The sequence below is a fragment of the Streptomyces sp. NPDC055239 genome, assembly GCF_053606205.1.
In genome coordinates this window covers 264,950-291,195 of sequence record NZ_JBSGRD010000005.1, presented here as the reverse complement: position 1 = coordinate 291,195, position 26,246 = coordinate 264,950, and the positions used below count along the sequence as shown (strand labels likewise).

General features: G+C 70.9%; 19 protein-coding genes. 13 read left to right on the top strand and 6 right to left on the bottom strand.

Annotation, left to right across the window (positions count from 1 at the left end):
* Positions 1-12 precede the first annotated feature (12 nt).
* Positions 13-1,191: an adenylyltransferase/sulfurtransferase MoeZ gene (moeZ, locus tag ACWFRJ_RS19530; protein ID WP_453531891.1), complete on the top strand. Its 1,179-nt coding sequence runs from the start codon at positions 13-15 to the stop codon at positions 1,189-1,191.
* Between the two features lie 84 nt (positions 1,192-1,275).
* Here the strand turns inward: moeZ and ACWFRJ_RS19525 are convergent, their stop codons facing one another.
* The 3 genes from ACWFRJ_RS19525 to ACWFRJ_RS19515 all read right to left on the bottom strand — a co-directional run bounded on the left by ACWFRJ_RS19525 (position 1,276) and on the right by ACWFRJ_RS19515 (position 7,345).
* Positions 1,276-2,835, bottom strand: coding sequence for an alpha/beta hydrolase (locus ACWFRJ_RS19525; RefSeq protein WP_453531888.1), 1,560 nt, complete (start codon positions 2,833-2,835; stop codon positions 1,276-1,278).
* 97 nt (positions 2,836-2,932) lie between these two features.
* Complete coding sequence (locus tag ACWFRJ_RS19520; protein WP_453531885.1) at positions 2,933-4,495, bottom strand: alpha/beta hydrolase; 1,563 nt, start codon at positions 4,493-4,495, stop codon at positions 2,933-2,935.
* Positions 4,496-4,576: 81 nt separating this feature from the next.
* Positions 4,577-7,345: a lysylphosphatidylglycerol synthase domain-containing protein gene (locus ACWFRJ_RS19515; RefSeq protein WP_453531882.1), complete on the bottom strand. Its 2,769-nt coding sequence runs from the start codon at positions 7,343-7,345 to the stop codon at positions 4,577-4,579.
* Between the two features lie 191 nt (positions 7,346-7,536).
* On the opposite strand from ACWFRJ_RS19515, the gene ACWFRJ_RS19510 reads away from it, so the two are divergent.
* The 6 genes from ACWFRJ_RS19510 to nudC all read left to right on the top strand — a co-directional run bounded on the left by ACWFRJ_RS19510 (position 7,537) and on the right by nudC (position 18,471).
* Entirely contained in the window at positions 7,537-7,983 is a 447-nt protein-coding gene (locus ACWFRJ_RS19510) for an MGMT family protein (protein ID WP_453531879.1), read from the top strand.
* Positions 7,984-8,273: 290 nt separating this feature from the next.
* Positions 8,274-11,510: an ATP-dependent helicase gene (locus ACWFRJ_RS19505; RefSeq protein WP_453531876.1), complete on the top strand. Its 3,237-nt coding sequence runs from the start codon at positions 8,274-8,276 to the stop codon at positions 11,508-11,510.
* Between the two features lie 113 nt (positions 11,511-11,623).
* Entirely contained in the window at positions 11,624-12,328 is a 705-nt protein-coding gene (locus ACWFRJ_RS19500) for a hypothetical protein (RefSeq protein WP_453531873.1), read from the top strand.
* Positions 12,329-12,475: 147 nt separating this feature from the next.
* The gene (locus tag ACWFRJ_RS19495; protein ID WP_453531871.1) at positions 12,476-16,033 is read left to right on the top strand and encodes a UvrD-helicase domain-containing protein; all 3,558 of its coding nucleotides are present in this window, start codon (positions 12,476-12,478) and stop codon (positions 16,031-16,033) included.
* A 10-nt stretch (positions 16,034-16,043) separates the two neighbouring features.
* On the top strand, positions 16,044-17,465 hold the full coding sequence (locus tag ACWFRJ_RS19490; protein WP_453531868.1) for a dipeptidase: 1,422 nt from the start codon (positions 16,044-16,046) through the stop codon (positions 17,463-17,465).
* A 58-nt stretch (positions 17,466-17,523) separates the two neighbouring features.
* On the top strand, positions 17,524-18,471 hold the full coding sequence (nudC, locus tag ACWFRJ_RS19485; RefSeq protein ID WP_453531865.1) for an NAD(+) diphosphatase: 948 nt from the start codon (positions 17,524-17,526) through the stop codon (positions 18,469-18,471).
* A gap of 23 nt (positions 18,472-18,494) precedes the next feature.
* On the opposite strand, the gene ACWFRJ_RS19480 is transcribed toward nudC, so the two are convergent.
* Positions 18,495-18,737, bottom strand: a complete 243-nt coding sequence (locus tag ACWFRJ_RS19480) for a mycoredoxin (protein ID WP_249587883.1) — start codon at positions 18,735-18,737, stop codon at positions 18,495-18,497.
* Positions 18,738-18,782: 45 nt separating this feature from the next.
* Between ACWFRJ_RS19480 and ACWFRJ_RS19475 the strand changes: the two genes are divergently transcribed.
* The 5 genes from ACWFRJ_RS19475 (at position 18,783) to ACWFRJ_RS19455 (ending at position 22,820) form a co-directional block, all read left to right on the top strand.
* On the top strand, positions 18,783-21,101 hold the full coding sequence (locus ACWFRJ_RS19475; protein ID WP_453532401.1) for an ATP-dependent DNA helicase UvrD2: 2,319 nt from the start codon (positions 18,783-18,785) through the stop codon (positions 21,099-21,101).
* 161 nt (positions 21,102-21,262) lie between these two features.
* Complete coding sequence (locus ACWFRJ_RS19470) at positions 21,263-21,652, top strand: hypothetical protein (protein ID WP_453531862.1); 390 nt, start codon at positions 21,263-21,265, stop codon at positions 21,650-21,652.
* 167 nt (positions 21,653-21,819) lie between these two features.
* Positions 21,820-22,191 (top strand): WhiB family transcriptional regulator, encoded by a 372-nt coding sequence (locus ACWFRJ_RS19465; RefSeq protein ID WP_190082052.1) that lies wholly within the window; start codon positions 21,820-21,822, stop codon positions 22,189-22,191.
* Complete coding sequence (locus tag ACWFRJ_RS19460; RefSeq protein WP_453531859.1) at positions 22,188-22,511, top strand: hypothetical protein; 324 nt, start codon at positions 22,188-22,190, stop codon at positions 22,509-22,511. The genes ACWFRJ_RS19465 and ACWFRJ_RS19460 overlap by 4 nt, the downstream gene beginning before the upstream one ends.
* Positions 22,512-22,628: 117 nt before the next feature.
* Positions 22,629-22,820, top strand: a complete 192-nt coding sequence (locus ACWFRJ_RS19455; RefSeq protein ID WP_453531856.1) for a hypothetical protein — start codon at positions 22,629-22,631, stop codon at positions 22,818-22,820.
* Positions 22,821-22,870: 50 nt separating this feature from the next.
* Here ACWFRJ_RS19455 and ACWFRJ_RS19450 read toward each other — a convergent pair whose 3' ends face one another.
* Positions 22,871-24,238, bottom strand: a complete 1,368-nt coding sequence (locus ACWFRJ_RS19450) for an ABC1 kinase family protein (protein ID WP_453531853.1) — start codon at positions 24,236-24,238, stop codon at positions 22,871-22,873.
* Positions 24,239-24,279: 41 nt separating this feature from the next.
* Entirely contained in the window at positions 24,280-25,428 is a 1,149-nt protein-coding gene (locus tag ACWFRJ_RS19445) for a ThiF family adenylyltransferase (protein WP_453531850.1), read from the bottom strand.
* 206 nt (positions 25,429-25,634) lie between these two features.
* Between ACWFRJ_RS19445 and ACWFRJ_RS19440 the strand changes: the two genes are divergently transcribed.
* Positions 25,635-26,231, top strand: coding sequence for a M48 metallopeptidase family protein (locus ACWFRJ_RS19440; RefSeq protein ID WP_453531848.1), 597 nt, complete (start codon positions 25,635-25,637; stop codon positions 26,229-26,231).
* Positions 26,232-26,246: the final 15 nt, after the last annotated feature.

The following is a 26,246-nucleotide window of genomic DNA, read 5'->3' as shown; positions in this document are numbered from 1 at the left end:
AACGGAGTCCCCGTGTCGCTGCCACCCCTGGTCGAGCCAGCATCTGAGCTCACCGTCGACGAGGTTCGCAGGTACTCCCGCCACCTGATCATCCCCGACGTGGGGATGGACGGGCAGAAGCGGCTGAAGAACGCCAAGGTGCTGTGTGTCGGCGCCGGCGGCCTCGGGTCACCGGCGCTGATGTACCTCGCCGCGGCGGGCGTCGGCACGCTCGGCATCGTGGAGTTCGACGAGGTCGACGAGTCGAACCTGCAGCGCCAGATCATCCATAGCCAGGCCGACATCGGCCGCTCCAAGGCGGCGTCGGCGAAGGACTCCGTCCTCGGCATCAACCCGTACGTGAACGTGATCCTCCACGAAGAGCGGCTCGAGGCCGAGAACGTGATGGACATCTTCAGCCAGTACGACCTGATCGTCGACGGCACGGACAACTTCGCCACGCGGTACCTGGTCAACGACGCGGCCGTGCTGCTCAACAAGCCGTACGTGTGGGGTTCGATCTACCGCTTCGACGGCCAGGCGTCCGTCTTCTGGAGCGAGCACGGCCCGTGCTACCGCTGCCTCTACCCGGAGCCCCCGCCCCCCGGCATGGTCCCCTCCTGCGCCGAGGGCGGCGTCCTCGGCGTGCTCTGCGCGTCCATCGGCTCCATCCAGGTCACCGAGGCGATCAAGCTCCTGGCCGGCGTGGGAGACCCGCTGGTCGGCCGCCTGATGATCTACGACGCCCTGGAGATGCAGTACCGCCAGGTCAAGGTCCGCAAGGACCCGGACTGCGCGGTCTGCGGCCCGAACGCCACCGTCACCGAGCTCATCGACTACGAGGCCTTCTGCGGCGTCGTGTCGGACGAGGCCCAGGAGGCGGCGCTCGGCTCGACGATCACTCCCAAGCAGCTCAAGGAGTGGATCGACGCGGACGAGAAGATCGAGATCATCGACGTGCGCGAGCAGAACGAGTGGGAGATCGTCTCGATCCCCGGCGCCAAGCTGATCCCGAAGAACGAGTTCCTCATGGGCACCGCCCTGGAGAGCCTTCCGCAGGACAAGAAGATCGTCTTGCACTGCAAGACGGGTGTCCGGTCCGCGGAGGTCCTCGCCGTCCTGAAGTCCGCGGGCTTCAGCGACGCGGTGCACGTGGGTGGCGGCGTGATCGGCTGGGTCAACCAGATCGAGCCCGACAAGCCGATCTACTAGGCGTAGCGCCTGCTATTAGGCGTAGTGCTTGAACGGCGATGGGCCCGCACCTTTCAAGGTGCGGGCCCATCGCCTTTTTAGTTCTCAGGTCTCGCAGACCTTGCCGTCCTTCGGGGGCGTTCCGTTCAGCAGGTAGTCGTCGACCGTGCCGTCCACGCAGTCGCTTCCGCTGCCGTACGCCCCGTGGCCCTCGCCCTTCCAGGTCAGCTCGACGCCGACCCCCTTGCCGAGCTCGTCCGCCATCTTGCGGGCGCCTTCGTAGGGCGTCGCCGGGTCTCCGGTGTTGCCGACGACCAGGACCGGGTCCGCGCCCGGGGCGCTCACGTCGGTGGAGTCGTGCAGCCCGGCCACCGGCCAGTCGTGGCACCAGCCTGCCGTGTCCCAGCCCATGAACTCCCCGAAGACCGGCGATATCTCGCGGAACTCGCCAAGACTCGCCTTCGCCTCCTCGGGCGTCGTACGCGCCTTGTCGTCGAGGCAGGAGATCGAGCGCTGCGAGTGGCTCTGTGTGCTGTAACGGCCGGACGGAGAGCGCTCGTTGTAGAGGTCGGCCAGCCGGAGCAGCTCCGATCCGTTGCCCTTCTCGGCCTGTTCGAGGCCTTGGGTCAGGGCGGGCCAGCTCGTCTTGCTGTACAGGGTGACCGTGATGCCGGTGGTCGCCAGGGACTGGGTGAGCTTGCGGCCGCCCGAAGCGGGCAGCGGCTTCGCGTCGAGGCGCTCGAGGAGGCGCACTATCTTCTGCGAGCCCGCCTCGGGGTCCTGGCCCGAGGACTTCAGATAGTTCTCCAGGGCGCGCTGGAAGCCCCGCGCCTGGTTCTTCGAGTGACCCACCGAGTCCGCGGTCGGATCGACGACGGCGTCCAGGGTGAGGCGCCCCACCTTCTTGGGGAACAAGTGCGCGTAGACGCCGCCGAGTTCGGTGCCGTACGAAATGCCCATGTAGTGCAGCTTGTCGTCGCCGAGCACCTGGCGCATCACGTCCATGTCCTGGGCGGCCTCGGCCGTCGAGACATGGCCGAGCAGCTTGCCCGAGTCGCGTGCGCAGCCCGCGCCGAAGTCGGCCGCGTCCTTGAAGTACGCCGCTTCCTCGGCCGGAGTGTCAGGAGTGAGGTCGACGGACTCCGCGGCCTGCGTCTTCTTGTCGCTGCGGCAGCGCACACCCTCGCTGCCGTCGACCCCGCGCGGGTCGAAGCTCACCAGGTCGTAGCGCTCGCGCAGCTTCTCGTACCCGTCGGCGAACGACGGCAGCATGGAGACGCCGGAGCCGCCGGGCCCACCGAAGTTGAACAGGAGCGAGCCGATGCGCTCGCCCTTGCCGGTGGACCTGGCGCGGATCAGCGCGACGTCGATCGTCTCGCCGTCCGGCTTCTTGTAGTCCAAGGGGACCTCGAGGGTCGAGCACTGCCACTCGGAGCCGGGTGCGGGGTCGCTGCCGGTCGCCTTGCAGCCGCCCCAGTCGAGCTTCTGACTGATGAGCGAGGCGGGCAGGGTGGAGGAGGGGTCGGGCTTCGGTGAGTGCTCGGGGCCGGTCGGTGCGGGCTTCGCGTCGTCGTCGCCCCCGTCGGACCCGCCGCAGCCGGTGGCAAGACCCGCCACCAGAATTCCTGCGGCGGCCAGAGCTGCTGACCGTACGAGACGTGGCATGGAGCGGTTCCCCCCTCGTAAGACAATCAGGCCATAGTAGGTGGGGTCACTTGGAGTGGCTCCGGGGGGCCGAGTGGGCCGAGCAGCCCCTGCCGCGTCATGAGCAGACCGTGCCCTCCTTGGGCACCGTGCCGTCCAGCAGGTAGCCGTTCACCGCGCTCCGCACGCACTTGTTCTTGCTGTCGTACGCCCCGTGCCCCTGGCCCTTGTACGTCAGCTCGACGCCGACGCCCTTGCCCAGCGCGTCCGCCATCTTCTTCGCGCCCTCGTACGGTGTGGCCGGGTCGCCCGTGTTGCCGATGACGACGACGGGCGGCGCGTCCGGTGCGCTGACGTCCGGGTGGTCGGCGGCGCCGGCCACCGCCCAGTCGGTGCAGCCGACCATGCCCCACGCGAGATAGTCGCCGAACAGCGGCGACGCCTCACGGAACTCGGGGAGCTTCTTCTCGACGTACTCCGGCGTGTAGCGGGCCTTGTCGTCCGCGCAGTTGATGGAGATGTTGGCGGCCTGGATATTGCTGTACGTACCGTCTTCGTTGCGGCCGTTCATGGAGTCGGAGAGCGCCATCAGGATCTTGCCGTCCCCGTCGTACGCCTGATCGAGGCCCTCGGTGAGATACGGCCAGAAGTCCTTGGAGTACAGCGCCTGCGCGATGCCGTTGGTGGCGGCGGTCTGTGTCAGCTCGCGCGAGGCCTGGGCCGGCAGCGGCTTGGCGTCCAGCTTCTTGAGGAGGCCCGCGATCTTGTCCTTGACGTCCTGCGCGGTGTCGCCGACAGGGCAGTCCTCGACCTTCGACGTGCAGTCCTCGGCGTAGTTGTCGAGCGCGAGCTGGAAGCCCTCGGCCTGGCCGAGCGAGCCCTGTTCGGCCGTCTCGGTGGGATCGACGACCGCGTCGAAGACGGCACGGCCCACCTTCTTGGGGAACAAGTGTGCGTATACGCCGCCGAGTTCGGTCCCGTACGAGATGCCGAAGTAGTGCAGCTTGTCGTCGCCGAGCACCTGGCGCATCAGGTCCATGTCGCGGGCCGCGTCGGTGGTGCGTACGTGGGGGAGCACCTCGCCGGAATTCTTCTCGCAGGCGCCGTTGAAGCCCTTCACGTTGTCGACGAGCTTCTTCTGCTCGGCGTCGTCGTCGGGAGTGGAGTCCGCTTGGAAGTACGCGTCGAGCTTGTTGTCGTCCTCGCACTTCACGCCCGCGCTGCGGCCGACGCCGCGGGGGTCGAAGCTCACCAGGTCGTAGCGGGTGCGCAGTTTGGCGTAGTCCTCGCCGAATGCGGGCAGCGTGGTGACGCCCGAGCCGCCGGGGCCGCCGAAGTTGAAGACGAGCGAGCCGATCCGCTGGTCCTTCTTGCCGCTCGCCGCGGCGCGGATCAGGGCGACGTCGAGGGTGTCGCCCTTGGGCTTGTCCCAGTCGAGGGGGGCCTTCATGGTGGCGCACTGCCATGTCGCGCCGCCGGGCAGCGGGGAGGGGGCCTCACCACCGCCTTCGGAGGAGTCGGGCGCGGGGCAGGCCTTCCAGCTGAGCTCCTGGGCCGACAGGTCTGTGTCCTTGGAGGCCGTGGACTCCTTGGAGTCGTCACCGCCGCAGGCCGCGAGGGTTGCGGACAGCAGGACGACGGTGGCGGCGGCACGCGCCTTGAGGTTGGGCATGTTCCCCATCCTGCGGGGGGCGCAGACGGGGCGCACGGCTTGCTCGGCCTTCCGTGAACAGGTGCCCTTCTGTAGAAGAAGGCACTTCCCTCAGAGAAGGCCCTTCCTTGTCAGGTGGTTGAAGAACAGCCACCCCGGGAGCACCGGCAGCCACAGTGTGAGCAGTCGGAACAGAAGCACCGCGGGCGCCGCCACGTCCTTGGGCACGCCCACCGCGATCAGACCGAAGGTGAGCGTCGCCTCGACCGCCCCGACACCGCCGGGCGTGGGCGCCGCCGAGCCGAGCGCGTTGCCCGCGAGGAAGACCACGGCGACGCTGGCCAGCGTCAGCGGCTTCATCTCCGAAGTGGTGAAGGCGCGTACCGAAGCGTCGAGACAGAGCACGAACATCAGCGTCAGGAGCAGCATGCCGCCGATGCCGGTGAGCAGCTTCTGCGGGCGCTGCAGTACGTCGAGCATGCGCGGCACGACGCCCGCGAACAGCGACCGCACGCGCGTGACGACGAACTTCCGCAGGAACGGGATCGCGGTCACCACGAGCACGAGCACCGCGACCGAGAGGAGACCGGCGATGACCGTGCGGGACGGCGACAGGGACGGCGTCTTCTCCGTACCGGTCACATAACCGAAGATCATCAGCAGCATGATGTGCGAGCCGAGCCCGAACAGCTGCGAGGCACCGACGCTCGCCACCGCGAGGCCGGAACGGACCCCGGAGCGCTGCAGGAATCGCGTGTTGAGCGCGACGCCGCCCACCGCGGCCGGTGCCACGATCTTCACGAACGACCCGGCGACCTGAGCCTGGACCGCCCGCAGGAACGGCACACGCTCCGGCACGAAGCCGAGCAGGCTCATCGCCGCCGCGAAGTAGCTCAGCGCCGAGCAGGCCACGGCCACGAGGACCCAGCCCCACTCGGCCTCGCTGACGATCGTGTTGAAGTCGACGTGGGTGAGCTGGGAGAGCAGGAAGTACGCGCCGATGGCACCGGCGATGAAGCTCATCAGCGTGCGCGGCCTGATGCGCTCGAGCTGTGCGGGTTCGACGGGCGCCTGCGGGCGGATGAGCAGCACCTGGTGGCGGATCTGGGTGAGCAGGTCCTCCTCGCGGGCCTGGTCGAGCGCCACGTCTATGGCCTGCTTCTCGGCCTGCTTCTCCGCGCGCACGGCCTTGCGGTCGAGACCCTTGCTGCCGTCGGCGGTCTCTGCCGCTGCCGCCGCCGCGTCGGCGTCCGCTTCCGCCGCGCGGGCCAGCTTGTCCTTGCGGGAGGCCTCGAGGACCGCCTCGCGCTCGCGCTGCGACCGCTCCCTTGCCAGCTTGCGCAGGGTCGCGCGGGTGGAGCGGGTCAGGGCGATGGGCTGGAGCAGCGGCAGACAGTCGGCGACCGTGTCGGGGCCGAGCACGTCGAGGGCGGTCGCGACCGCGCGCTCGGCGCCCACGCGAAGACCGAAGGCGGTCAGGAGCTGGGCGACGTCCATCCGCAGGACCAGGTCACCGGCGGCGATCTCACCGCCCCGCAGATCGGTCAGGATGACCGTGCCGGAACGATCCACCAAAATCGCGTCACCCGCGAGCCTGCGGTGCGCGATCCGCCGCGACTGGAGCGCCTGCACCTGCCGCCAGGTGTCGCACAGCAGTTCATCGGTGATGACGTCGTCGGGCAGGGAGTCCAGGGTGCGCCCGCCCGTGTGCTCGTAGACGAGCATCACCGCGTCGGGGCCGAGCTCGGAGGTGGCGATCAGCTTGGGCGCGTTGGCACCGGCCGCGATCGCCGCGTACGCCAGGAGTGCCTCCTGCTCCAGGGCCTGGCGCAGCGACTGCAGGCTGCGGCGCTGGGTGATGCCGCGCAGCGTGAGTCTGCGCCATACGCGGTAGAAGAAGCCCTGCGCCTGCTGCTCGCGGTCGATGACCGTGACGTCCAGGGGCGGGCCGTCCTCCAGGGTGACGAAGTAGCGGCGGCCCCGGTCGCCGTGCTCGCTGTCCGGGGCGTCCTCGCGGGCCGCGCTCACCGGGTGGAAGCCGACGTGCCGCAGCCCTGCGAGCAGCGTCTGGCCGGTGGGCCGGACGTTCGGCGAGCCGACCGCGTAGAGCGTTCCGTAGGCCACGCTCCAGCCGAGCAGGACCGTCAGGAGGATCGAGAACGGCGTCGTGTAGCCGGTGACCAGCATGGTGAAGGCGTCGAGCAGCAGCACCACCCAGAGGACCACGCGCCAGCGCGGTCTGCGGGACATCCCCACGGCCGTCATATAGGCGATGACGGGGGCCAGATAGCCGTGCACGGGGTCGGTGAGCGCGTGCAGATCGCCGGGGGACGGCCGGGTCAGCGCCTCCTGGATGGAGCCAGGGGCCGCCTTGGCGACCCAGAGGTCGGTGGCGAGCGTCACGCCGTGCGCGAGGACGGCCGCGAGGACGCCGTCGGCGATGCGCAGACCGTCCCGTTTGACCAGGCGCTCGATGGCGAACGCGACGGGGACGAGCAGGACGCCGATGCTCGCGGTGAGGCCCGCGAACTTGATCAGGAGGTCGGGCGCCTGGTCCGTGCCTTTGTCGATGTCCTGGGCGAGGCCCGACGTCGTGCCGTGCGCGAACGCGGCGATGGCGAGGACCACGACGATCCCGAGGATGCCGACGAGCAGCCGCATCAGGTCCGACGGGCGGTGCACGCGCGCGGCGAGCAGCGGTTCGTCACCGGCGACGCGGTCGGTGTGGGCTCCGTCGCTCTCGGCGCAGTCCTCGGGGACGAAGTCGGCGTGTGTGCCCTGCTCGTACTTCTCGTTCTTCTCGTTCTTCGTCAGGGAGTGCCCACCGGTGTCCGGGTGCGCCTCGGCCGCAGGGGTGCCCGCCGTCTCATCGGGGTGCACATCCTGCTGCTCCGTCGCCTCTTCTTGATCTCGTATCACCAGTCACCGCCCGCACGATGGTGGCATGCTCCACCGACAGAGGGGGGCATCAGGGTGCAATGCGGGGGCGCGAAGTATTCACGGAGCTCCAGTTTGTCGCGTACCGCACACTCTGTCGCGGGTCCGTCACTGTGTCGGTGGGGTACGGCAGGATGGACCGGATGAGCGAGGAGAGCGGACCGGAGCAGGAGCCCTCGAGGTACCCGGAGTACGCCGAGCGGGTCTTCGAGGTCGCGGAGCTTATTCCTCCGGGGCGGGTGATGACCTACGGGGACGTCGCCGAGTGGCTGGAGGAAGGCGGCCCGCGACAGGTCGGCCGGGTAATGGCCCTCTACGGGGACGCGGTTCCGTGGTGGCGTGTGGTGCGCGCGGACGGTCGGCTGCTGCCGGGCCACGAGCTGCGGGCGCTCGGCCACTACCGCGACGAGGGCACGCCGCTGCGTGCGGCGGGCCGTACGTCCGAGGGGCATGTGCCGCGCCTCGACATGCGGCGGGCGCGCTGGGACGGCGCCGCGGCCAGTGGTGGCGACGCGGCGAGTGGCGGCGGGGCGGGAAGCGACGGTGCCGCTCGCCCGCAGGCTCCGGGGGCTCACACCTGACAGCTTCGGCCATTCCGGGGCGTCGCGGGGGGCCGGTGGCCCGTACGGGGGAAGCCCTGCGTCTCGCACGCCCGCTCGCCCGTACGAGGGAAGCCACGCGTCACGCACGCCCGCTGGCGTAGCGTCGACAGCACGCATTTCTCTCACCCCGCAGCCATCGCGCAGCTGTATCTCGACCCGTACACCCACCAGGACCGGCGACCCACGTGAGCTCCACTTCTTCCGCCCGGCACACCCGACACCCGTCGCACCCCCAGGTGCGACAGGGGTCCCAGGGTGCCTATCGGCTGGTGCGTACTCCGCCGGTCCACGTGGCTCCCCCTCGTCTTGACGCACGACAGCGTGCGGTGGTTGACCACCCCGGAGGGCCGCTGCTCGTCCTCGCGGGGCCAGGCACGGGCAAGACGACGACGCTCGTGGAGTCCGTCGCCGCCCGGATCGCGAAGGGCACGGAGCCGGAGCGGGTCCTCGTCCTCACCTTCAGCCGCAAGGCCGCGGTGGAACTGCGCGACCGCATGGCGCTGCGCATGGGCGCGGCCGACGCCCCGCAGGCGACGACCTTCCACTCCTTCTGTTACGCCCTCATCCGCGCCCACCAGGACGCGGACCTGTTCGTCGAACCGCTCCGGCTCCTTTCGGGTCCCGAGCAGGACGTGGCCGTACGGGAGCTGCTCGCGGGCCAGATCGACCTGGCGGGCGAGGGGCGCTCCCCCATCCGCTGGCCGGACGAGCTGCGGGCCTGCCTGACGACGCGGGGCTTCGCCGACGAAGTGCGCGCGGTGCTCGCCCGGAGCCGTGAACTGGGCCTCGGCCCCGACGCCCTGAACGCCTTCGCCCGGCGCGCGGGGCGCCCCGACTGGGGTGCGGCGGCGGCGTTCCTCGCGGAGTACCTGGACGTACTCGACATGCAAGGAGTGCTCGACTACGCGGAACTCGTGCACCGCGCGGTGCTGCTCGCGCGGCGTCCGGAGGTCGCGCGGGCGCTCGGCACGCAGTACGACGCGGTGTTCGTGGACGAGTACCAGGACACGGATCCGGCGCAGGTGCGACTCCTTGACGCGCTGGCCGGGGGAGGGCGCTCCCTCGTCGCGTTCGGCGACCCCGACCAGTCGATCTACACCTTCCGGGGCGCCGACGTGAACGGCATCCTGGAGTTCCCCGACGACTTCCCGCGCGCGGACGGCACTCCGGCGCCGGTCGAGGTCCTGACGACCTCCCGCAGATCCGGAGCCACTCTCCTCGCGGCCACCCGCCTGCTCACCCGGCGCATGCCGCTGACCAGGCTGCCCGCGGAGAAGGTACGGGCCCACCGCGAGCTGACCTCGGTCCGGGACGGCGGCCGCGTCGAGACGTACACCTACCCCACGTCCGGCGCCGAGCTCGACAACATCGCGGACATCCTGCGCCGCGCGCACCTGGAGGACGGCGTCCCCTGGAACGAGATGGGGGTCCTGGTCCGCGCGGGAGCCCACACCATCCCCGCGTTCCGCCGCAGCCTCACCGCGGCGGGCGTGCCCCTGGACATAGACGGCGACGACATCGCCCTGCGCCACGAGCCGGCGGTCACGCCTCTGCTGACGGCGCTGCGGGCGGTGGCGGAGGCGGTGGTGTCGGGGCCTTCGGCTTCCGACCCCGAAGCCACCACCGCCCCCACCTGGCTCGGCACCGAGACCGCCCTGACCCTCCTCACGTCGCCCCTCGCCGGTATGGACGCCGCCGACCTCCGTCGGCTCGGGCGGGCGCTTCGGGCGGAGGAGCGGGCCGCGGGGAGCCATCTTCCGGCGCCCTCCGACGAACTCCTCGCCCGCGCGCTCGCCGAACCGGAGCGGCTCGTCGCGCACGACCCCGCGTACGCGCGCGGCGCCCAGCGGCTCGGTGCGCTGCTCCGTAAGGCCCGTGAATGTCTCGCGGGCGGCGGCACCGCTGAGGAGGCGCTCTGGGAGCTGTGGGACGGCACACCGTGGCCGCGCCGCCTCGAGCGGACCGCGCGCCGAGGCGGCGCCGCCGGGCGCAACGCGGACCGCGATCTCGACGCGGTCTGCGCCCTGTTCGCGTACGCCTCCCGCGCGGAGGAACGCACCGGAGGGCGCGGCGCCCTCAACTTCCTCGAGGAGACCGAGGCGCAGGACATCGCCGCGGACACCCTCACCCGCAGGGCGGTACGCCCCGACGCCGTACGCCTGATGACGGCGCACCGTTCCAAGGGCCTCGAGTGGCGGGTCGTGGTGGTCGCGGGAGTCCAGGAAGGCGTCTGGCCGGACCTGCGCCGCCGCGGTTCCCTCCTGGAGGCCGACCGCATCGGGAGTGACGGCCTCGCCGAGCCCCTCACCCCCGGAGCGCTCCTCTCCGAAGAGCGCCGGTTGTTCTACGTGGCCGCCACGCGCGCGCGTGAACGCCTCGTCGTCACCGCGGTCAAGGCGCCCGCGGACGACGGCGACCAGCCGTCCCGTTTCCTCACCGAACTCGGCGTGGAGCCCAAGGACGTCACGGGCCGCCCGCGCCGCCCCCTGTCCGTCTCCGCGCTCGTCGCCGAGCTGCGCTCCACCACCGTCGACCCCCGCGTCTCGGAGCCCCTGCGCGAGGCCGCAGCCCACCGTCTGGCCCGGCTCGCCGCGCTGAGCGACGCCGACGGGCGCCCCCTTGTGCCGTCCGCGCACCCGTACCGCTGGTGGGGCATGTACGAGCCGACGGCGAGCGAGGTGCCCCTGAGGGACCGCGACAAGCCCGTCGTCCTCTCCGGAAGCGTCCTGGACCAGCTCGCCAACACCTGCTCCCTGCAATGGTTCCTGGGCCGCGAGGTGAAGGCGGACGCCCCCTCGACCGCCGCCCAGGGCTTCGGCAACGTGGTCCACGTCCTGGCCGACGAGGTCGCGTCCGGCACGACACCCGCCGACCTCGCCGTCCTCATGGAGCGCCTCGACTCGGTCTGGGACGCGCTGGCCTTCGACGCCCCCTGGAAGTCGGCGCAGGAGAAGGAGCACGCGCGCGTGGCGCTCGAACGCTTCCTCCAGTGGCATGTGACGGACCGCGCGACCCGCACCCCCGTCAGCAGCGAGCACGACTTCGACGTCACCCTCGAAGCGGGGCCCTACGAAGTACGCGTGCGCGGCTCCATGGACCGCGTCGAGACGGACGCGCAGGGCCGTGCCTACGTAGTCGACTTCAAGACGGGCAAACAGACCCCCACCGCCGCCGAGGTGGCCCGCCACCCCCAGCTGGCCGTCTATCAACTGGCTCTCCGGGAGGGCGCGGTCGACGACGCCTTCGAAGGCGTACGTCCTGAGGCGGGCGGCGCGGAACTGGTGCAGCTGCGCCAGGGCGCCGCGAAGAAGGACGGCGGCGAGTCCCTGCCCAAGGTGCAGGCCCAGGAGCCGCTCTCCGGGGAGTGGGTGGGCGACCTCCTCGCCACCGCGGCAGGCAAGGTCCTCGACGAGCGCTTCTCACCCACCACCGGCCAGCACTGCACGCACTGCGCCTTCCGCGCCTCGTGCAGTGCGCGGCCCGAGGGCCGGCAGGTGGTGGAGTGATACCCGTATAGAGGCCAGTGGCCAACGTCACCTCTCTGTGCCCACGCTCATAGCAGCCGCACAGGCCATCTATGGTCGCGGCAAAGCTCAACGTCTTTCGAGGAGAAACACACATGGCAGCCAACCGGAAGCTCCTGGCCGCGGCAGTCGTCTGCGCCGCCGCAGTCGTCGGCGTCACGGGCTGCAGCAGCGACGGCGACAACGACCCCTTCAAGGGGAAGAGTGCCGACCAGATCGCCAAGAAGGCCATCAACGCCTCCAAGGGCGCGGGCTCCTTCAAGGTCACCGGCAAGGGCGAGCAGCAGGGCAAGCCGATGCAGGTCGACTTCGCCGTCGCCAAGTCCGACGACTGCCAGGGCAAGACGGGCTCCCCGTCCACCGGCATCGGCGAGATCCTCGTGTCCGGCAAGTCCTCGTACTTCAAGGGCGACGACAAGTTCTGGAAGAGCACGGGCAGCTCAGCCCTGGGCGCCAAGCTCAAGGGCCGCTGGATGAAGTCGCCGCAGGGCCAGACGGCCAAGACCTGCGACAGGGACCAGATGTTCGAGTCCACGGGGCTCAAGGGCCTCGAGCGCGGGGACGACGCCGAGATCGACGGCAAGAAGACGGCTGTCCTCACCAAGAAGGACGGCGGGCAGACCGTCACGTACCACGTCGCTCTGGACGGAAAGCCGTACTTCCTGCAGATCGACAAGAAGGGCGGCGACGACCCCGTCAAGCTGAACTTCAGCGACTACGGCAAGCCCGTCGTCGTCAAGGCTCCGGCGGCCGATGACGTCGTCGAGCAGGACGACCTGAAGAAGCTGATGGGCTCCTGACCGTCCGGTCCCGGCGGCGTCCGTCGGCAGCCTCCCGGCGGCGGTCCCTCGCAGCCTCGCGGCGGCGCCCCCTGAGGGCCTCCTGGCCGCGGCCCCTGACGGCCGGGTACGCCCCGGTTGTCAGTGGCCGCCGCTAGCCTCTCTGACGTGCCACCTCGTATCACCGACCCCGAGCAGCTCAAAGAGCTCCTCGGCATCCCGTTCACCCCGGAGCAGACGGCCTGCATCACCGCGCCGCCCGCCCCGCAGGTGATCGTGGCCGGAGCCGGGTCGGGCAAGACGACGGTGATGGCGGCCCGCGTGGTCTGGCTGGTCGGCACCGGCCAGGTCGCCCCGGAGCAGGTCCTCGGCCTGACGTTCACGAACAAGGCGGCGGGCGAACTCGCCGAGCGCGTGCGGCAGGCGCTCATCAGGGCCGGGGTCACCGACCCCGAGGCGCTCGACCCGGACCACCCTCCGGGCGAGCCCGTCATCTCCACCTACCACGCCTTCGCGGGCCGCCTCCTGACCGACCACGGCCTGCGCATAGGGCTCGAACCCACCGCCCGGCTGCTCGCCGACGCCACCCGCTTCCAGCTCGCCGCGCGCGTGCTGCGCGAGGCGCCGGGACCGTATCCCGCGCTGACCCGCTCCTTCCCCGACCTCGTCAGCGATCTCCTCGCGCTCGACAGCGAGCTCGCTGAGCACCTCGTGCGCCCCGACAGGCTCCGCGCGTACGACACCGAACTGCTGCACGCCCTGGAGAGCGCCAAGCTCTCCAACGCGGACCTGCGCAAGGTGCCGGAGACGGCGGCGGCCCGGCTCGAACTCGCCGAGCTCGTCGGCCGCTACAGGGAGGCCAAGCGCTCCCGCGACCTCCTCGACTTCGGCGACCAGATCGCCCTCTCGGCGACGCTCGCCCGCACCCGCGCGGAGGTCGGCGAGATCCTGCGCGAGGAGTTCAGGGTCGTCCTGCTCGACGAGTATCAGGACACGTCGGTGGCCCAGCGCATCCTCCTGGCAGGCCTCTTCGGAGGCGGCACGGGCCACCCCGTGACGGCGGTGGGCGACCCCTGCCAGGCGATCTACGGCTGGCGCGGTGCCTCCGTGGCGAACCTGGACGACTTCCCCGAGCACTTCGCGCACGCCGACGGACGCCCCGCCGCCCGCCACGCGCTCAGCGAGAACCGCCGCAGCGGCGGCCGTCTCCTGGACCTCGCCAACGGCCTCGCGGAGCCGCTGCGCGCGATGCACGCGGGCGTGGAGGCCCTGCGGCCCGCGCCCGGCGCCGAGCGCGACGGCATGGTGCGCTGCGCCCTCCTTTGCACGCACGCCGAAGAGATCGACTGGATCGCCGACTCCCTCGCGCACCTCGTGCGCACCGGAAAGGCCCCCGGCGAGATCGCGGTCCTGTGCCGCACGGCGACGGACTTCGCACAGATCCAGGGAGCGCTCGTCGCCCGCGACGTCCCCGTGGAGGTCGTCGGCCTCTCCGGGCTTCTGCACCTGCCGGAGGTCGCCGACCTCGTCGCCGTCTGCGAAGTGCTCCAGGACCCGGGCGCGAACGCCTCCCTGGTGCGGCTGCTGACCGGCCCGCGCTGGCGCATCGGCCCCCGCGACCTCGCCCTCCTGGGCCGCCGTGCACGCCTTCTCGTACGCCATGGGCACGCGGCCTCCGACGACCCGGACCGGCGGCTCGCCGAAGCGGTCGAGGGGGTCGACCCGGCCGAGGTGATATCGCTCGCGGACGCACTCGACACGTTCCTGGAGACGCCTCTGGAGGAGGACGCGCAGGACGACGGTCTGCCCTTCTCGCCGGAGGCGAGGGTGCGGTTCGCCCGCCTCGCCGTCGAACTCCGCGATCTGCGCCGCTCCCTCGCCGACCCGCTGATGGACGTGCTGCACCGGGTGCTCGCCGTCACGGGCCTCGAGGTCGAACTCTCCGCGTCACCGCACGCCCTCGCGGCCCGTCGCCGCGAGACGCTGTCGAACTTCCTGGATGTCGCCGCGTCCTTCGCCGCGAACGACAGCGGGGCGAGCCTCCTTGCCTTCCTCGCCTTCCTGCGGACGGCCGCGCAGTACGAGAAGGGTCTGGACAACGCCCTGCCCGGCGGCGAGAACACCGTCAAGGTGCTCACCGCGCACAAGTCCAAGGGCCTGGAGTGGGACGTAGTGGCCGTCCCCGGCCTGGTCACCGCGACGTTCCCCAGCACCCAGGGCCGCGAGAAGTGGACGGCCCAGGGCAAGGTCGTCCCGCACGCGCTGCGTGGGGACGCGGCGACCCTGCCCGACATCGAGGCGTGGGACTCCCGGTCCATGAAGGCGTTCCACGAGGACATGAAGGACCACCAGCGCACCGAGGAGCTCCGCCTCGGCTATGTGACGTTCACCCGCCCCCGCTCGTTGCTCCTGGGCTCAGGACACTGGTGGGGCCCTTCACAGAAGAAGCCGCGCGGCCCCTCGGACTTCCTCAAGGCGCTGTACGACCACTGCGCGGTGGGCCACGGAGAGATCGAGGCCTGGGCGGACGAACCGGAGGAGGGCGAGGAGAACCCCGCCCTGGCGGAGGCCGCCGCCGAGCACGCGTGGCCGCTCCCGCTGGACGACACGTCGCTTGCCCGCCGCCGGGCCGCCGCGCAGACGGTCCTCACGCATCTGGACGGCCTGACGGGGGAGACGGGGGAGGGGGCTCCGGACGGCGACGCCCGCTCGCACGTGGAGCCCCACCCTTCGGCGTACGACGACGTGCCCCCGTCCGAAGACCCGGACTGGCCGCCCCCTCCGGAGGACGAAGAGCCGCTCTACGGAGAGGCCGATCAGCCCGAGGCCGACCCCGAGGACCCCGACGACTGGGACTCCTGGACATCGGCCCGCCCGGCGATCCCGCACCAGGTCGCCGCCCCGCCCTCCGCGACCGCCCGCCCGCACCCCGCCGACGCCGCCCCTGCTGCCGACGCCGCCCCCGAGGAGTCCCGCCTCACCCCGGAGGAGTCCCGCACGCTCGCCTCCTGGGACCGTGACCTGGACGCCCTCACCGGCGAACTCCTGCGCGCCCGAGAAGCGATCAGGGACATTCCCGTACCGGCATCGCTCACCGCGTCCGAAGTGCTGCGCCTTGCCGCCGACCCGGAGGGCTTCGCGCAGGAGCTCGCGCGCCCCATGCCACGCCCGCCGCAGCCCGCGGCCCGCCGGGGCACCCGTTTCCACGCCTGGATCGAGACCCGCTTCGAGGAGCTGCGCCTCCCGCTGCTCGCCCCCGACGACCTGCCGGGCGGTGGCCCCGGAGAGGCCGAGATCGCCGACGAACGCGATCTGGAGGCCCTCAAGGAAGCCTTCGAGCGCACCGAGTACGCCCACCGCACCCCCCACCGCGTCGAGGTGCCCTTCCAGCTGACGCTCGCGGGCCGTGTCGTCCGAGGCCGGATCGACGCGGTCTACAAGGAGGTCGACGGCGACGACGTGACGTACGAGATCGTCGACTGGAAGACCAGCCGCACCCGCACCGCCGACCCGCTCCAGCTCGCCGTCTACCGCCTGGCCTGGGCCGAGCTGCACGACGTGCCCCCGGAGTCCGTGAAGGCGTCGTTCCTGTACGTGCGCAGCGGTGAGGTCTCGCGCCCCGCGCACCTGCCGGGCCGGGCCGATCTCGAGCGGATTCTCCTGGACGAACCGGGCGGGCGTCCGGGTGATGAACCAGCGGACGAGTCGGCTCCCGGGGGCGGATAGGCTCGTGACCATGAGCCAGTCCGTTGACAGCGACGTCAGTGGCGGCAGCGCCGTCCGTACGTTCATCCAGACCCACCGTGCCGCCTTCCTCGACGATCTCGCCGAGTGGCTGCGCATCCCGTCCGTGTCGGCACGGCCCGATCACGGACAGGACGTGCGGCGCAGCGCGGACTGGCTCGCGGCCCAGCTCAAGGAGACCGGCTTCCCGACCGTCGAGGTCTGGCCGACGGCCGGCGCTCCCGCAGTCTTCGCCGACTGGCCCTCCGGGGACCCCGAGGCCCCCACGGTCCTGGTCTACGGCCACCACGACGTGCAGCCCGCGGCCCGCGAGGACGGCTGGCACACCGACCCCTTCGAGCCCGTCGTCCAGGGAAACCGCCTCTACGCGCGCGGGGCTGCCGACGACAAGGGCCAGGTGTTCTTCCACACACTCGGCGTCCGCGCCCACCTCGCCGCCACCGGCCGCACCGCCCCCGCGGTGAACCTCAAGCTCCTGATCGAGGGCGAGGAGGAGTCGGGCTCCCCGAACTTCCGCGCGCTGATCGAGCAGCACAAGGAGCGCGTCGCGGCCGACGCGGTGATCGTCTCGGACACCGGCATGTGGTCGGAGAACACCCCGACGGTCTGCACCGGCATGCGTGGCCTCGCCGACTGCGAGATCGAGCTGCGCGGACCCGACCAGGACATCCACTCGGGCTCCTTCGGCGGCGCCGTACCGAACCCGGCGACCGCCGCCGCGCGCCTCGTCGCCGCGCTGCACGACGAGCACGCGCGCGTGGCCGTCCCCGGCTTCTACGAAGGCATCACCGAACTCACCGACCGCGAGCGCGAGCTCTTCGCCGAGCTGCCCTTCGACGAGGAGAGCTGGCTGCGCACGGCCAAGTCGCACGCGACCCACGGAGAAGCGGGCCACACCACCCTGGAGCGCATCTGGGCCCGCCCCACCGCCGAGGTCAACGGCATCGGCGGCGGCTACCAAGGACCGGGCGGCAAGACGATCGTCCCGTCGTCCGCCTTCCTGAAGCTCTCCTTCCGGCTCGTCGCGGGCCAGGACCCGGACCGCGTCGAAGAGGCCGTGCGCACCTGGGTCGCCGACCAGCTGCCGAACGGAATCAGCCACACGATCACCTTCGGCTCCGCCACGCGCCCGTGCCTGACGCCGCTCGACCACCCCGCCCTGCAGTCAGTCGTACGGGCGATGGGCAAGGCCTTCGAACAGCCGATCCGCTTCACCCGAGAGGGCGGTTCGGGACCGGCCGCCGATCTCCAGGACGTACTCGCCGCCCCCGTGCTCTTCCTGGGCATCTCCGTGCCGTCCGACGGCTGGCACGCGCCGAACGAGAAGGTCGAGATCGATCTGCTCCTCAAGGGAGTCGAGACGACGGCCTACCTGTGGGGCGATCTCGCCGAGAACTGGCGGGACGCACACTGAGCCTCGCCTTGTCGACCTTGCTGAACCACCCATTCCATCGGGGGAGTTGGAAGCACCTGTGACCACCTGGACCGAACGCGCCGCTGACCGTCCCGTCTCGCTCACCGCACCGAGCGGCATCGATCGCGCAGCCCACCACCGCCTCGACGAGGCCTGGCTCGCCGCCGCCTGGAGCCACCCCACGACACGGGTCTTCGTGGTCTCCGGCGGCCAGGTACTCATCGACGAGACACCGGACGGCACCACCGAACTGGTGATGACCCCGTCCTTCGAGGCGCCCCTCACCGAGGCCCACCGCTACTTCCTGGGCACGGACGACGACGGCGTCAGCTACTTCGCGCTGCAGAAGGACTCCCTGCCGGGCCGCATGGACCAGCAGGCGCGCCCCGCGGGCCTGCGTGAGGCGGGGCTCCTCCTGTCGCCCCGTGACGCGGGTCTGATGGTGCACGCCGTCGCCCTGGAGAACTGGCAGCGCCTGCACCGCTTCTGCTCGCGCTGCGGCGAGCGCACCGTCATCGCGGCGGCAGGACACATCCGCCGCTGCCAGGCGTGCGGCGCCGAGCACTACCCGCGCACGGACCCGGCCGTGATCATGCTGGTGACGGACGACCAGGACCGCGCGCTCCTGGGCCGCCAGGTGCACTGGCCCGAGGGCCGCTTCTCGACCCTTGCGGGCTTCGTGGAGCCGGGCGAGTCCATCGAGACGTCGGTGCGGCGCGAGGTCTGGGAGGAGGCCGGTGTCGTGGTCGGCGGCGTCGAGTACGTCGCGAGCCAGCCCTGGCCCTTCCCCTCCAGCCTGATGCTGGGCTTCATGGCCGACGCCACGTCGTCGGAGATCAACGTGGACGGCGAGGAGATCTCCGAGGCCCGCTGGTTCTCCCGGGACGACCTGCGGGCCGCATTCGAGTCCGGGGAGGTCCTGCCTCCGTACGGAATCTCGATTGCGGCCCGACTGATCGAGCTCTGGTACGGCAAGCCCCTGCCGAAGCCGGGCACCGTCGGCTAGGACCCCGCCGGGGCCCCGGCCGCTCAGGCGGCCAGCTTCTGCTTCACCTGGGCGAGCGACGGGTTCGTCAGCGTCGAGCCGTCCGGGAAGAGAACGGTGGGAACCGTCTGGTTTCCGCCGTTCGCCTTCTCGACGAAGGTCGCGGAATCCGGGTCGTGCTCAATGTTGATCTCGTTGTACGTGATGCCCTCGCGGTCCATCTGGCCCTTGAGCCGGCGGCAGTAGCCGCACCACGTGGTGCTGTACATCGTCACAGTGCCCGGCATGTGTCTCGCGCTCCTTTGTTGCTCGGGGTGCGTCATCGCAATGACCTGAACGTACGTGACCCGGCCACCATTCCCGCATTAGTACGACCGCGCGGGCCTCCCTGTGGACAACGGGCTCACGCGTCTCCGGCGACCTGGCAGCATGGCGGGGTGACAGCAGCAACGCACTCCACCCTCTTCCCGCAGGTCCCGGACTCTGCCGACGCGGTGCTCGCCGGGCTCGACCCCGAGCAGCGCGAGGTGGCGACGGCCCTGCACGGACCGGTGTGTGTCCTGGCGGGCGCCGGGACGGGCAAGACACGGGCGATCACCCACCGGATCGCCTACGGCGTGCGCGCCGGGATCCTCCAGCCCGCCAGCGTGCTCGCCGTCACGTTCACCAACCGCGCGGCGGGCGAGATGCGCGGACGCCTGCGCCAGCTGGGTGCCTCCGGAGTCCAGGCGCGCACGTTCCACTCCGCCGCCCTGCGCCAGCTCCAGTTCTTCTGGCCGAAAGCAGTCGGTGGCCAGCTGCCCCGGATCGTCGACCGCAAGATCAAACTCGTCGCGGACGCGGCGGCCGCCTCCCGCATCCGCCTCGACCGCAATGAACTGCGCGACGTGACCAGCGAGATCGAGTGGTCCAAGGTCACCCAGACCGTCCCCGCGGACTATGCGGCCGTCGCCGCCAAGTCGGGCCGCCTCATCCCCCGGGACGCGGCGGAGATCGCCCAGATCTATGGGGCGTACGAAGACCTCAAGCGCGACCGCGCCGTCATCGACTTCGAAGACGTCCTGCTCCTCGCCGTCGGCATCCTCCAGGACCGTCACGACATCGCCGACCAGGTCCGCGCCCAGTATCAGCACTTCGTGGTCGACGAGTATCAGGACGTCAGCCCGCTCCAGCAGCGCCTCCTGGAGCTGTGGCTCGGTGACCGCGACAGCCTCTGCGTCGTCGGCGACGCCAGCCAGACGATCTACTCCTTCACCGGCGCGACCCCCGACCACCTGCTGAACTTCCGCACCCGCCACCCGGGAGCGACGGTCGTCAAACTGGTGCGGGACTACCGCTCGACGCCCCAGGTCGTCCACCTCGCCAACGGCCTGCTCTCCCAAGCCCGGGGCCGCGCCGCGGACCACCGCCTCGAACTGATCTCGCAACGCGACGCCGGGGCCGAGCCGGTCTACACGGAGTACGCGGACGAGCCCGCCGAGGCCGAAGGCGCCGCCCGCCGCATCAGGGCCCTCATCGCCGACGGCGTACCGGCGAGCGAGATCGCGGTCCTCTTCCGCACGAACTCCCAGTCCGAGATCTACGAACAGGCGCTCGCCGACGCCAACGTGCCCTATCAGCTGCGCGGCGCCGAGCGGTTCTTCGAGCGCACCGAGGTCCGGGAGGCGGGCGCGGCCCTGCGCGGCGCGGCCCGCTTCGGGGGCAACGACTCCCTCCTTGACGACGTCGTCGACCTGCCCTCGCAGGTGCGTGCCGTCCTCTCCACGAAGGGCTGGACGACACAGCCCCCGGCGGGCTCCGGCGCGGCCCGCGACCGCTGGGAGTCCCTGGCGGCCCTGGTGCGCCTCGCCGAGGACTTCGAGCGGGCCAAGCCCGGGGCGACGCTCTCCGACCTCGTGGGGGAGCTCGACGAGCGCGCGAACGCCCAGCACGCGCCGACCGTCCAGGGCGTCACCCTCGCCTCGCTGCACGCCGCCAAGGGCCTGGAGTGGGACGCCGTCTTCCTGGTCGGCCTCGCCGAGGGCATGATGCCGATCACGTACGCCAAGACCGACGAGCAGGTCGAGGAGGAGCGCCGCCTCCTGTACGTGGGAGTCACCCGGGCCCGCCTCCACCTCTCCCTCTCCTGGGCCCTTTCCCGCTCACCGGGCGGTCGCGCGGGACGCCGTCCCAGCCGCTTCCTGGACGGGCTGCGCCCGGGCTCGGGGGCGGGTGCCGGAGCACGCGCTGCGGGCGGCGGGCCCGGTGGCGTCGAGCGCGGCCACGGCAGCGGCGGCGAGGAGAGCGGCGGCGCCAGGAGCCGTCGCAGGACGGGCAGGTCCCCGGCCCGTTGCCGCGTGTGCGGGCGGACCCTGACCGACGCGGGCGAGATGAAACTGATGCGGTGCGAGGACTGCCCGTCCGACATGGACGAGGGGCTCTACGAGAGGTTGCGGGAGTGGCGATCGGACCAGGCGAAGGAGCTGGGACAGCCCGCGTACTGCGTGTTCACGGACAAGACTTTGATCGCCATCGCGGAGGCCGCACCCGACGAGGAGGGCGAGTTGGCTCGGATCCCCGGCGTCGGCGTGCGCAAGCTCAACCGCTATGGATCTGATGTCCTCGCCATTTGTGCAGGTGGAGAGGGTGTAAGGGGCGCCGATGGCAACTGATTCAAACTCGTCGAAAAAATAGTTTGCGCATGCGCAAGGAAGACCCATAGGTTCTTAAGCACGGGAACGGCGGCTTCTCCGAAGCCCTCGCCCCGTGCTGTACTTAATAGCCCGCAGGATCGGTCCGCCGATCCCATAGACGCCGAGAGGAGGCGATTCCAGTGATCAGCATCAACGAGAGCTTCATCAGCACCGTGAAAATGACCGATCGCTCGGTCGTCGCTTCCTGCCTGCTCGGCTTCTCGAACCTGGGCACCGGTCTGTCCGGTGGCATCGCTGCCGCCGCCGTCCGTCCGGAGTCCTCCGTCCTGCCTCTGTCCGTCCCGCGCACCGCTCACATCGCTCTCGACGTGCTTCCGATGCGTGAGGTCAATGAGGGCAGCGAGCGAGCGACCAAGGCACCGGAAGCAGTAGCGACAGGACAGGCCAAGGCTTATGCCTTTGCCGCAGCCGGTGCCGGATCCAAGAAGCGCACGACCCAGCAGCAGACGCAGCACCACCACACGATGTGGGCCTTCCGTGGGCTCGAACCCTGGAGTGATCCAGTCTGATCCTCGATCAGACCGGCGCCTTCAGGGCCGCGGAACCCCACCCGGGATCCGCGGCCCTTCTGTTTTCCCCAAAACGGGATGACGGAGCGAAGGGGCCGAGCAAGACCCGGTACCAGCCGCCAACCGGCCGACCCAGGCCGGCACGACCAGACGAGGAAAACACCACCGTGCAACTCGAAGCGCACGCCCCGTCCGTACCGCCTTCAGAGACTCTCCCCCCGCCCGTTCCCACGGAGGACCCGACCTTGACTCCCCTCACCGCGCTCACCGCGCTCGACGACGCCATCGAGAACCTCGGCGTGCCCGTCCCCTGCCGTGCCTACGACCCGGAGGTCTTCTTCGCCGAGTCGCCGGCGGACGTCGAGTACGCCAAGTCCCTCTGCCGTACCTGCCCGCTGATGGAGGCCTGCCTGGCCGGCGCCAAGGAGCGGCGTGAGCCGTGGGGCGTCTGGGGCGGCGAGCTCTTCGTCCAGGGTGTCGTCGTTGCCCGCAAGCGGCCCCGTGGCCGTCCGCGCAAGAACCCGGTTGTTGCCGCATGAACGCCATCGGAACGATCGATCGCCCCCTGACGCACGACCCCAAGAAGCAGGCCCCGATGAAGACAGCCACCGCCGAGCCCGCAGGCTCCGCCCCCCAGGACTTCACCACCACCGGTGCGAACGACTCGCGCCAGAACAGGACCCGCGAGATGCAACTCATCCCAGAAGCCTTGGCTCGTGCGCATATGCACGAACGCATGCTGGAAGCCGAGGCCCAGCGCCCGGCCGCCCGTGTGATGGCGGCCCGCCGGATGCAGCGCCGCGCCGAGCGCGCGTCGCTGCGCGCCAAGCGCGCGCTCGCCCTGGCCGTCATGCAGTGACGATCCGGAGCGTTGCCTGAGCTTCACCACGATGCCCGCGGGGGCCGGTCCGAACGGACCGGTCCCCGCGGTGCGTTGTGCCGGGCGAAGCTCCACAAGCGGCGATATGGTCGCTGGGTGGACCAGCACAATCCTCAGCCCGCGGGCGCCGAGAATCTCGTGTGTTCCCGCTGCGGAACGGTCGCCGAAGGCGCGCCGCCCACCTGGACCTGTTCCGTGGAGAACGGCGCCCGCCGCTACTTCTGTGACTCCTGCGCCCGCGAGAACATCAGAGCCATCGAGGGACGACTCGACTCACCCTGGTGGTGAGGACGAGCCGACGGTGAGGACGAGCCGATGGTGAGAGCGGGCCGACGGCCTCAGGCCCCGGCCGCCGGATCGTCCGCCTCCTGCTCCTGCGGCTCCTCTTCCACGAAGCCCGGCAGCCACTCCTCGAGCTCGTCCCGCATCCGCACCGTCGCCCCGAGCTGACAGAGCACCCCGATCGTGCTCAACGTCACACGGTGTATCAGCAGATACGACGGCGGGAGGTTGAGGCGCTTGCCCAACTGATAGGCGGGGGAGCGGGGATCGGCCACCCGCGCCGCCTGGCCGCGCATCCAGCCGCGGGTGAAGGTGAACTCCTCCACCAGCATCGGTTCGATGATCGGCAGCAGATAGTCGAGGACCGCGTCCGGCTCCAGCTCGACGGACTCCTGGACGAAGTCCTCCTCGCGCAGCATCGCGTAGACCGCGTCGGCCTCGCCGTCGAGCGTCATCCGCAAGGAGCGGCCGATGGTCGGGGGGAGCCCGCCGGGCAACCGGTCCACCGTGCCGAAGTCGAGGACCCCGAGCCGCCAACCGCCCTCCTCGTCGGGCAGCAGACGGAAGTTGCCCGGGTGCGGATCGGCGTGCAGCAGGCCTGTGCGCGCCGGACCCGAGAAGAGGAAGCGGGCAAGGAGCTGTCCCGCCCGGTCCCGCTGCTCCTGCGTGCCGTCCGCTATCACGTCCGACAGGGGCACCCCGTCGATCCACTCCGTCACCAGGACCTGCTCGCTCTGGTGCACCACATCGGGCACCACGACATCCGGATCGTCCGCGAACTCCTCGGCGTGCGCGTGCTGCGCCTGGGCCTCAAGGCCGTAGTCGAGCTCTTCCGAGACGCGGTCGCGCAGCTCCGCGATGAGCGGCTTGAGGTCCATCCCCGGAATCAGCGGCCCCAGAAGCCTGGCGAACCGGCTGAGCTGGTTCAGGTCGGAGAGCAGTGCCTCGCCCGCCCCCGGATACTGCACCTTGACCGCGACCTCGCGCCCGTCCTCCCACACCGCTCGGTGGACCTGGCCGATCGACGCGGCGGCGGCCGGCTTGTCCTCGAACTCCAGGAACAGCTCGCGCCAGTCATCGCCGAGCCGCTCCGCGAGCACGGCGTGCACGGTGCGCGTGGGCATCGGCGGCGCCGCTTCCTGCAGCTTCGTCAGCGCGGCGCGATAGGGTCCCGCGACCTCCTCCGGCAGCGCCGACTCGAAGACCGAAAGGGCCTGGCCGAACTTCATGGCCCCGCCCTTGAGCTCGCCGAGCACTTTGAACAGCTGCTCCGCCGTGCGCTGCTGCAGCTCACGGCCGACGATCTCCGCCGATTTACCTCCGATCCGCTTGCCGAGACCCCAGGTCGCCCGCCCGGCAAAGCCGAGTGGCAGCGCGGCCAGCTTGGCGGTACGGGTTACCGCCTTCCGGGGAAGATCAGACATGCGCCCCTCCAAATCCCAGACAGCCACGCCTTGGCAGGCGGTTACCCGGCCATTGTGTCGTGCGGCTCTCGAGCCCCGGCGGGGTGTTCCCCCTTATCCACCACACCCGCCCCGCACGGGCACGCGAGATGCGGTGAAACCGGCCGTGCATGCCAGTCGAACCCGGGCACCGACGCCTCCCAGCGCGCTCCCGCACTCGCCGGTGCAGCCCCGTCCAGAAAGGCGAGAGCATGCGCCGCGGCAAGGCCGGCGACGGTGGTCGAAAGGGCGAGATCGCATGCGGTGACATGGCGCGCGCGTCCCGAACGCCACTGCGCCAGCATGCGCGGCCAGGTGGGATCCCGATCCGCACGCCCCAGCGCCAGACAGCCCGCGCAGGCCGTCGTCCCCGGCAGGACGAGCGGACCCACCACTCCGGTTCCCTCGATCACGCCCGCATAAAGATGCGGTGTTCCCGACGAGACGAACGGCTCGGCGGCGACCGGGTCGGGAGCATGAACGTCCAGACCGTCACGCGGAGCGATGATCACCAGGGAGAGTTCCGGCTCCCCTTCCCCTGGCGCCCCCGCTCCTTTCCGCCCCCGACGGGGCGGCCGGTCCGGAGCCGATTGCCGCACGACCCGCCGCGCCGCCACGTCCCTGCGATCGCCGACCGCGTCGGCGGGCAGACCGCCCGGCGCCACATCCCAGGGTTCGACGACTCCTCCCTCCATCACATCGACCTGCCCCACGCCCGCCCCGGAAAGGACCGAGGCCACCACCGCGCCCACCCGGCCCGCGCCCCGGACCTGGACCCGCATGGCGCGGCGCGCGGCCAGTTTCCTCATTCCGTCGCCCGGCTCGGGAGTCACGACCGACAGAGAGGCCAGATCCGGGCGCAGCCGGTCCATGGCCCGGCCCCGCTTGCGCAGGGCGTCGGCCGCGGCGCCGCCTCCCGTCGCGTCGTCGAGCAGCCCGGCCCTGGACAGCCGCCGCACCAGCTTGTCCACGTGATCGTCGGGCAGGCCCATCCGTCTGCCCTCGTCGCGAAGGAGCGGCAGCCCGCGTGTCCCGTCCAGGAGCTGGAGAAAGCTGCCCGTCGCCGTGTCGACAGGACCGAGCACCTGGGCGTGTGCGGGCGCCACGCCGAACTGGATGGTGTTCAGATCGCGCCAGCCGCGCCGCAACGCCGGTTTCAAGATCGGATGCATGGTCGTCCCCCGTGGTCGTCAGGCGCTGTCGGTCCCCGTCCGCATCGCCGGTCGTCAGCCAGAATGCCCGCCCCGGCGGATACCCGCCGAGCGTTGTCCACAGGCAGGGGGTGTTCGTCGTACTAATCGATCGGACGGGGAGCGATACCCCGCCGAACCGATCCGGAGGCGGGACTTCCCCCCTGCCCAGCGGGTAACGTCGGGGCGTGCCCGCCGACCCACTGCACCGCGCCGCAAACCCACAGCGCAGCATGACCAGCCCGCCGTCACCCGGCTATGGGGCGAGCGCGGTCGAGGTCAGAAGGAGCGCCCGCCGCCGCCGAACGGTCTCCGCGTACCGAGAGGGCGATCGCACCGTCGTGCTCATCCCCGCCCGCATGTCCGAGGCCGAGGAACAGCGCTGGGTCAACGTCATGCTCGACAAGCTCGCGGCCCAGGAGAGCAAGCGGGTCCTGGGCGACGCGGAGCTCGTCGAGCGCGCCGAGCGGCTCTCCGAGCAGTACTTCGGCGGTCGGGCCAGGCCCGCGTCCGTTCGGTGGGTCACGAATCAGAACACCCGATGGGGTTCGTGCACCCCGGCGGAGGGCAGCATCCGCCTTTCGCACCGGCTGCAGGGCATGCCCGAGTACGTCGTCGACTACGTTCTCGTCCACGAACTCGCGCATCTGCTCGTACCCGGGCACGGATCCGACTTCTGGCAACTCCTCGAGGCCTACCCCCGGACGGAGCGGGCTCGTGGGTACCTCGAAGGTGTGGTCGCGGCCGACCGGCTGCCCCACCAGCCCGCCGCCCGAGACGAGTGAACTTCCGCTCCGCTC

Coding starts and splice junctions, on each gene's coding strand:
- ACWFRJ_RS19460 (WP_453531859.1), top strand. CDS start 22,188: ATGAACGCCATCGGAACGATCGATCGCCCCCTGACGCACGACCCCAAG.
- ACWFRJ_RS19510 (WP_453531879.1), top strand. CDS start 7,537: ATGGACCGGATGAGCGAGGAGAGCGGACCGGAGCAGGAGCCCTCGAGG.
- ACWFRJ_RS19525 (WP_453531888.1), bottom strand. CDS start 2,835: ATGCCACGTCTCGTACGGTCAGCAGCTCTGGCCGCCGCAGGAATTCTG.
- ACWFRJ_RS19480 (WP_249587883.1), bottom strand. CDS start 18,737: ATGCCGGGCACTGTGACGATGTACAGCACCACGTGGTGCGGCTACTGC.
- ACWFRJ_RS19500 (WP_453531873.1), top strand. CDS start 11,624: ATGGCAGCCAACCGGAAGCTCCTGGCCGCGGCAGTCGTCTGCGCCGCC.
- ACWFRJ_RS19445 (WP_453531850.1), bottom strand. CDS start 25,428: ATGCATCCGATCTTGAAACCGGCGTTGCGGCGCGGCTGGCGCGATCTG.
- ACWFRJ_RS19490 (WP_453531868.1), top strand. CDS start 16,044: ATGAGCCAGTCCGTTGACAGCGACGTCAGTGGCGGCAGCGCCGTCCGT.
- ACWFRJ_RS19450 (WP_453531853.1), bottom strand. CDS start 24,238: ATGTCTGATCTTCCCCGGAAGGCGGTAACCCGTACCGCCAAGCTGGCC.
- ACWFRJ_RS19520 (WP_453531885.1), bottom strand. CDS start 4,495: ATGGGGAACATGCCCAACCTCAAGGCGCGTGCCGCCGCCACCGTCGTC.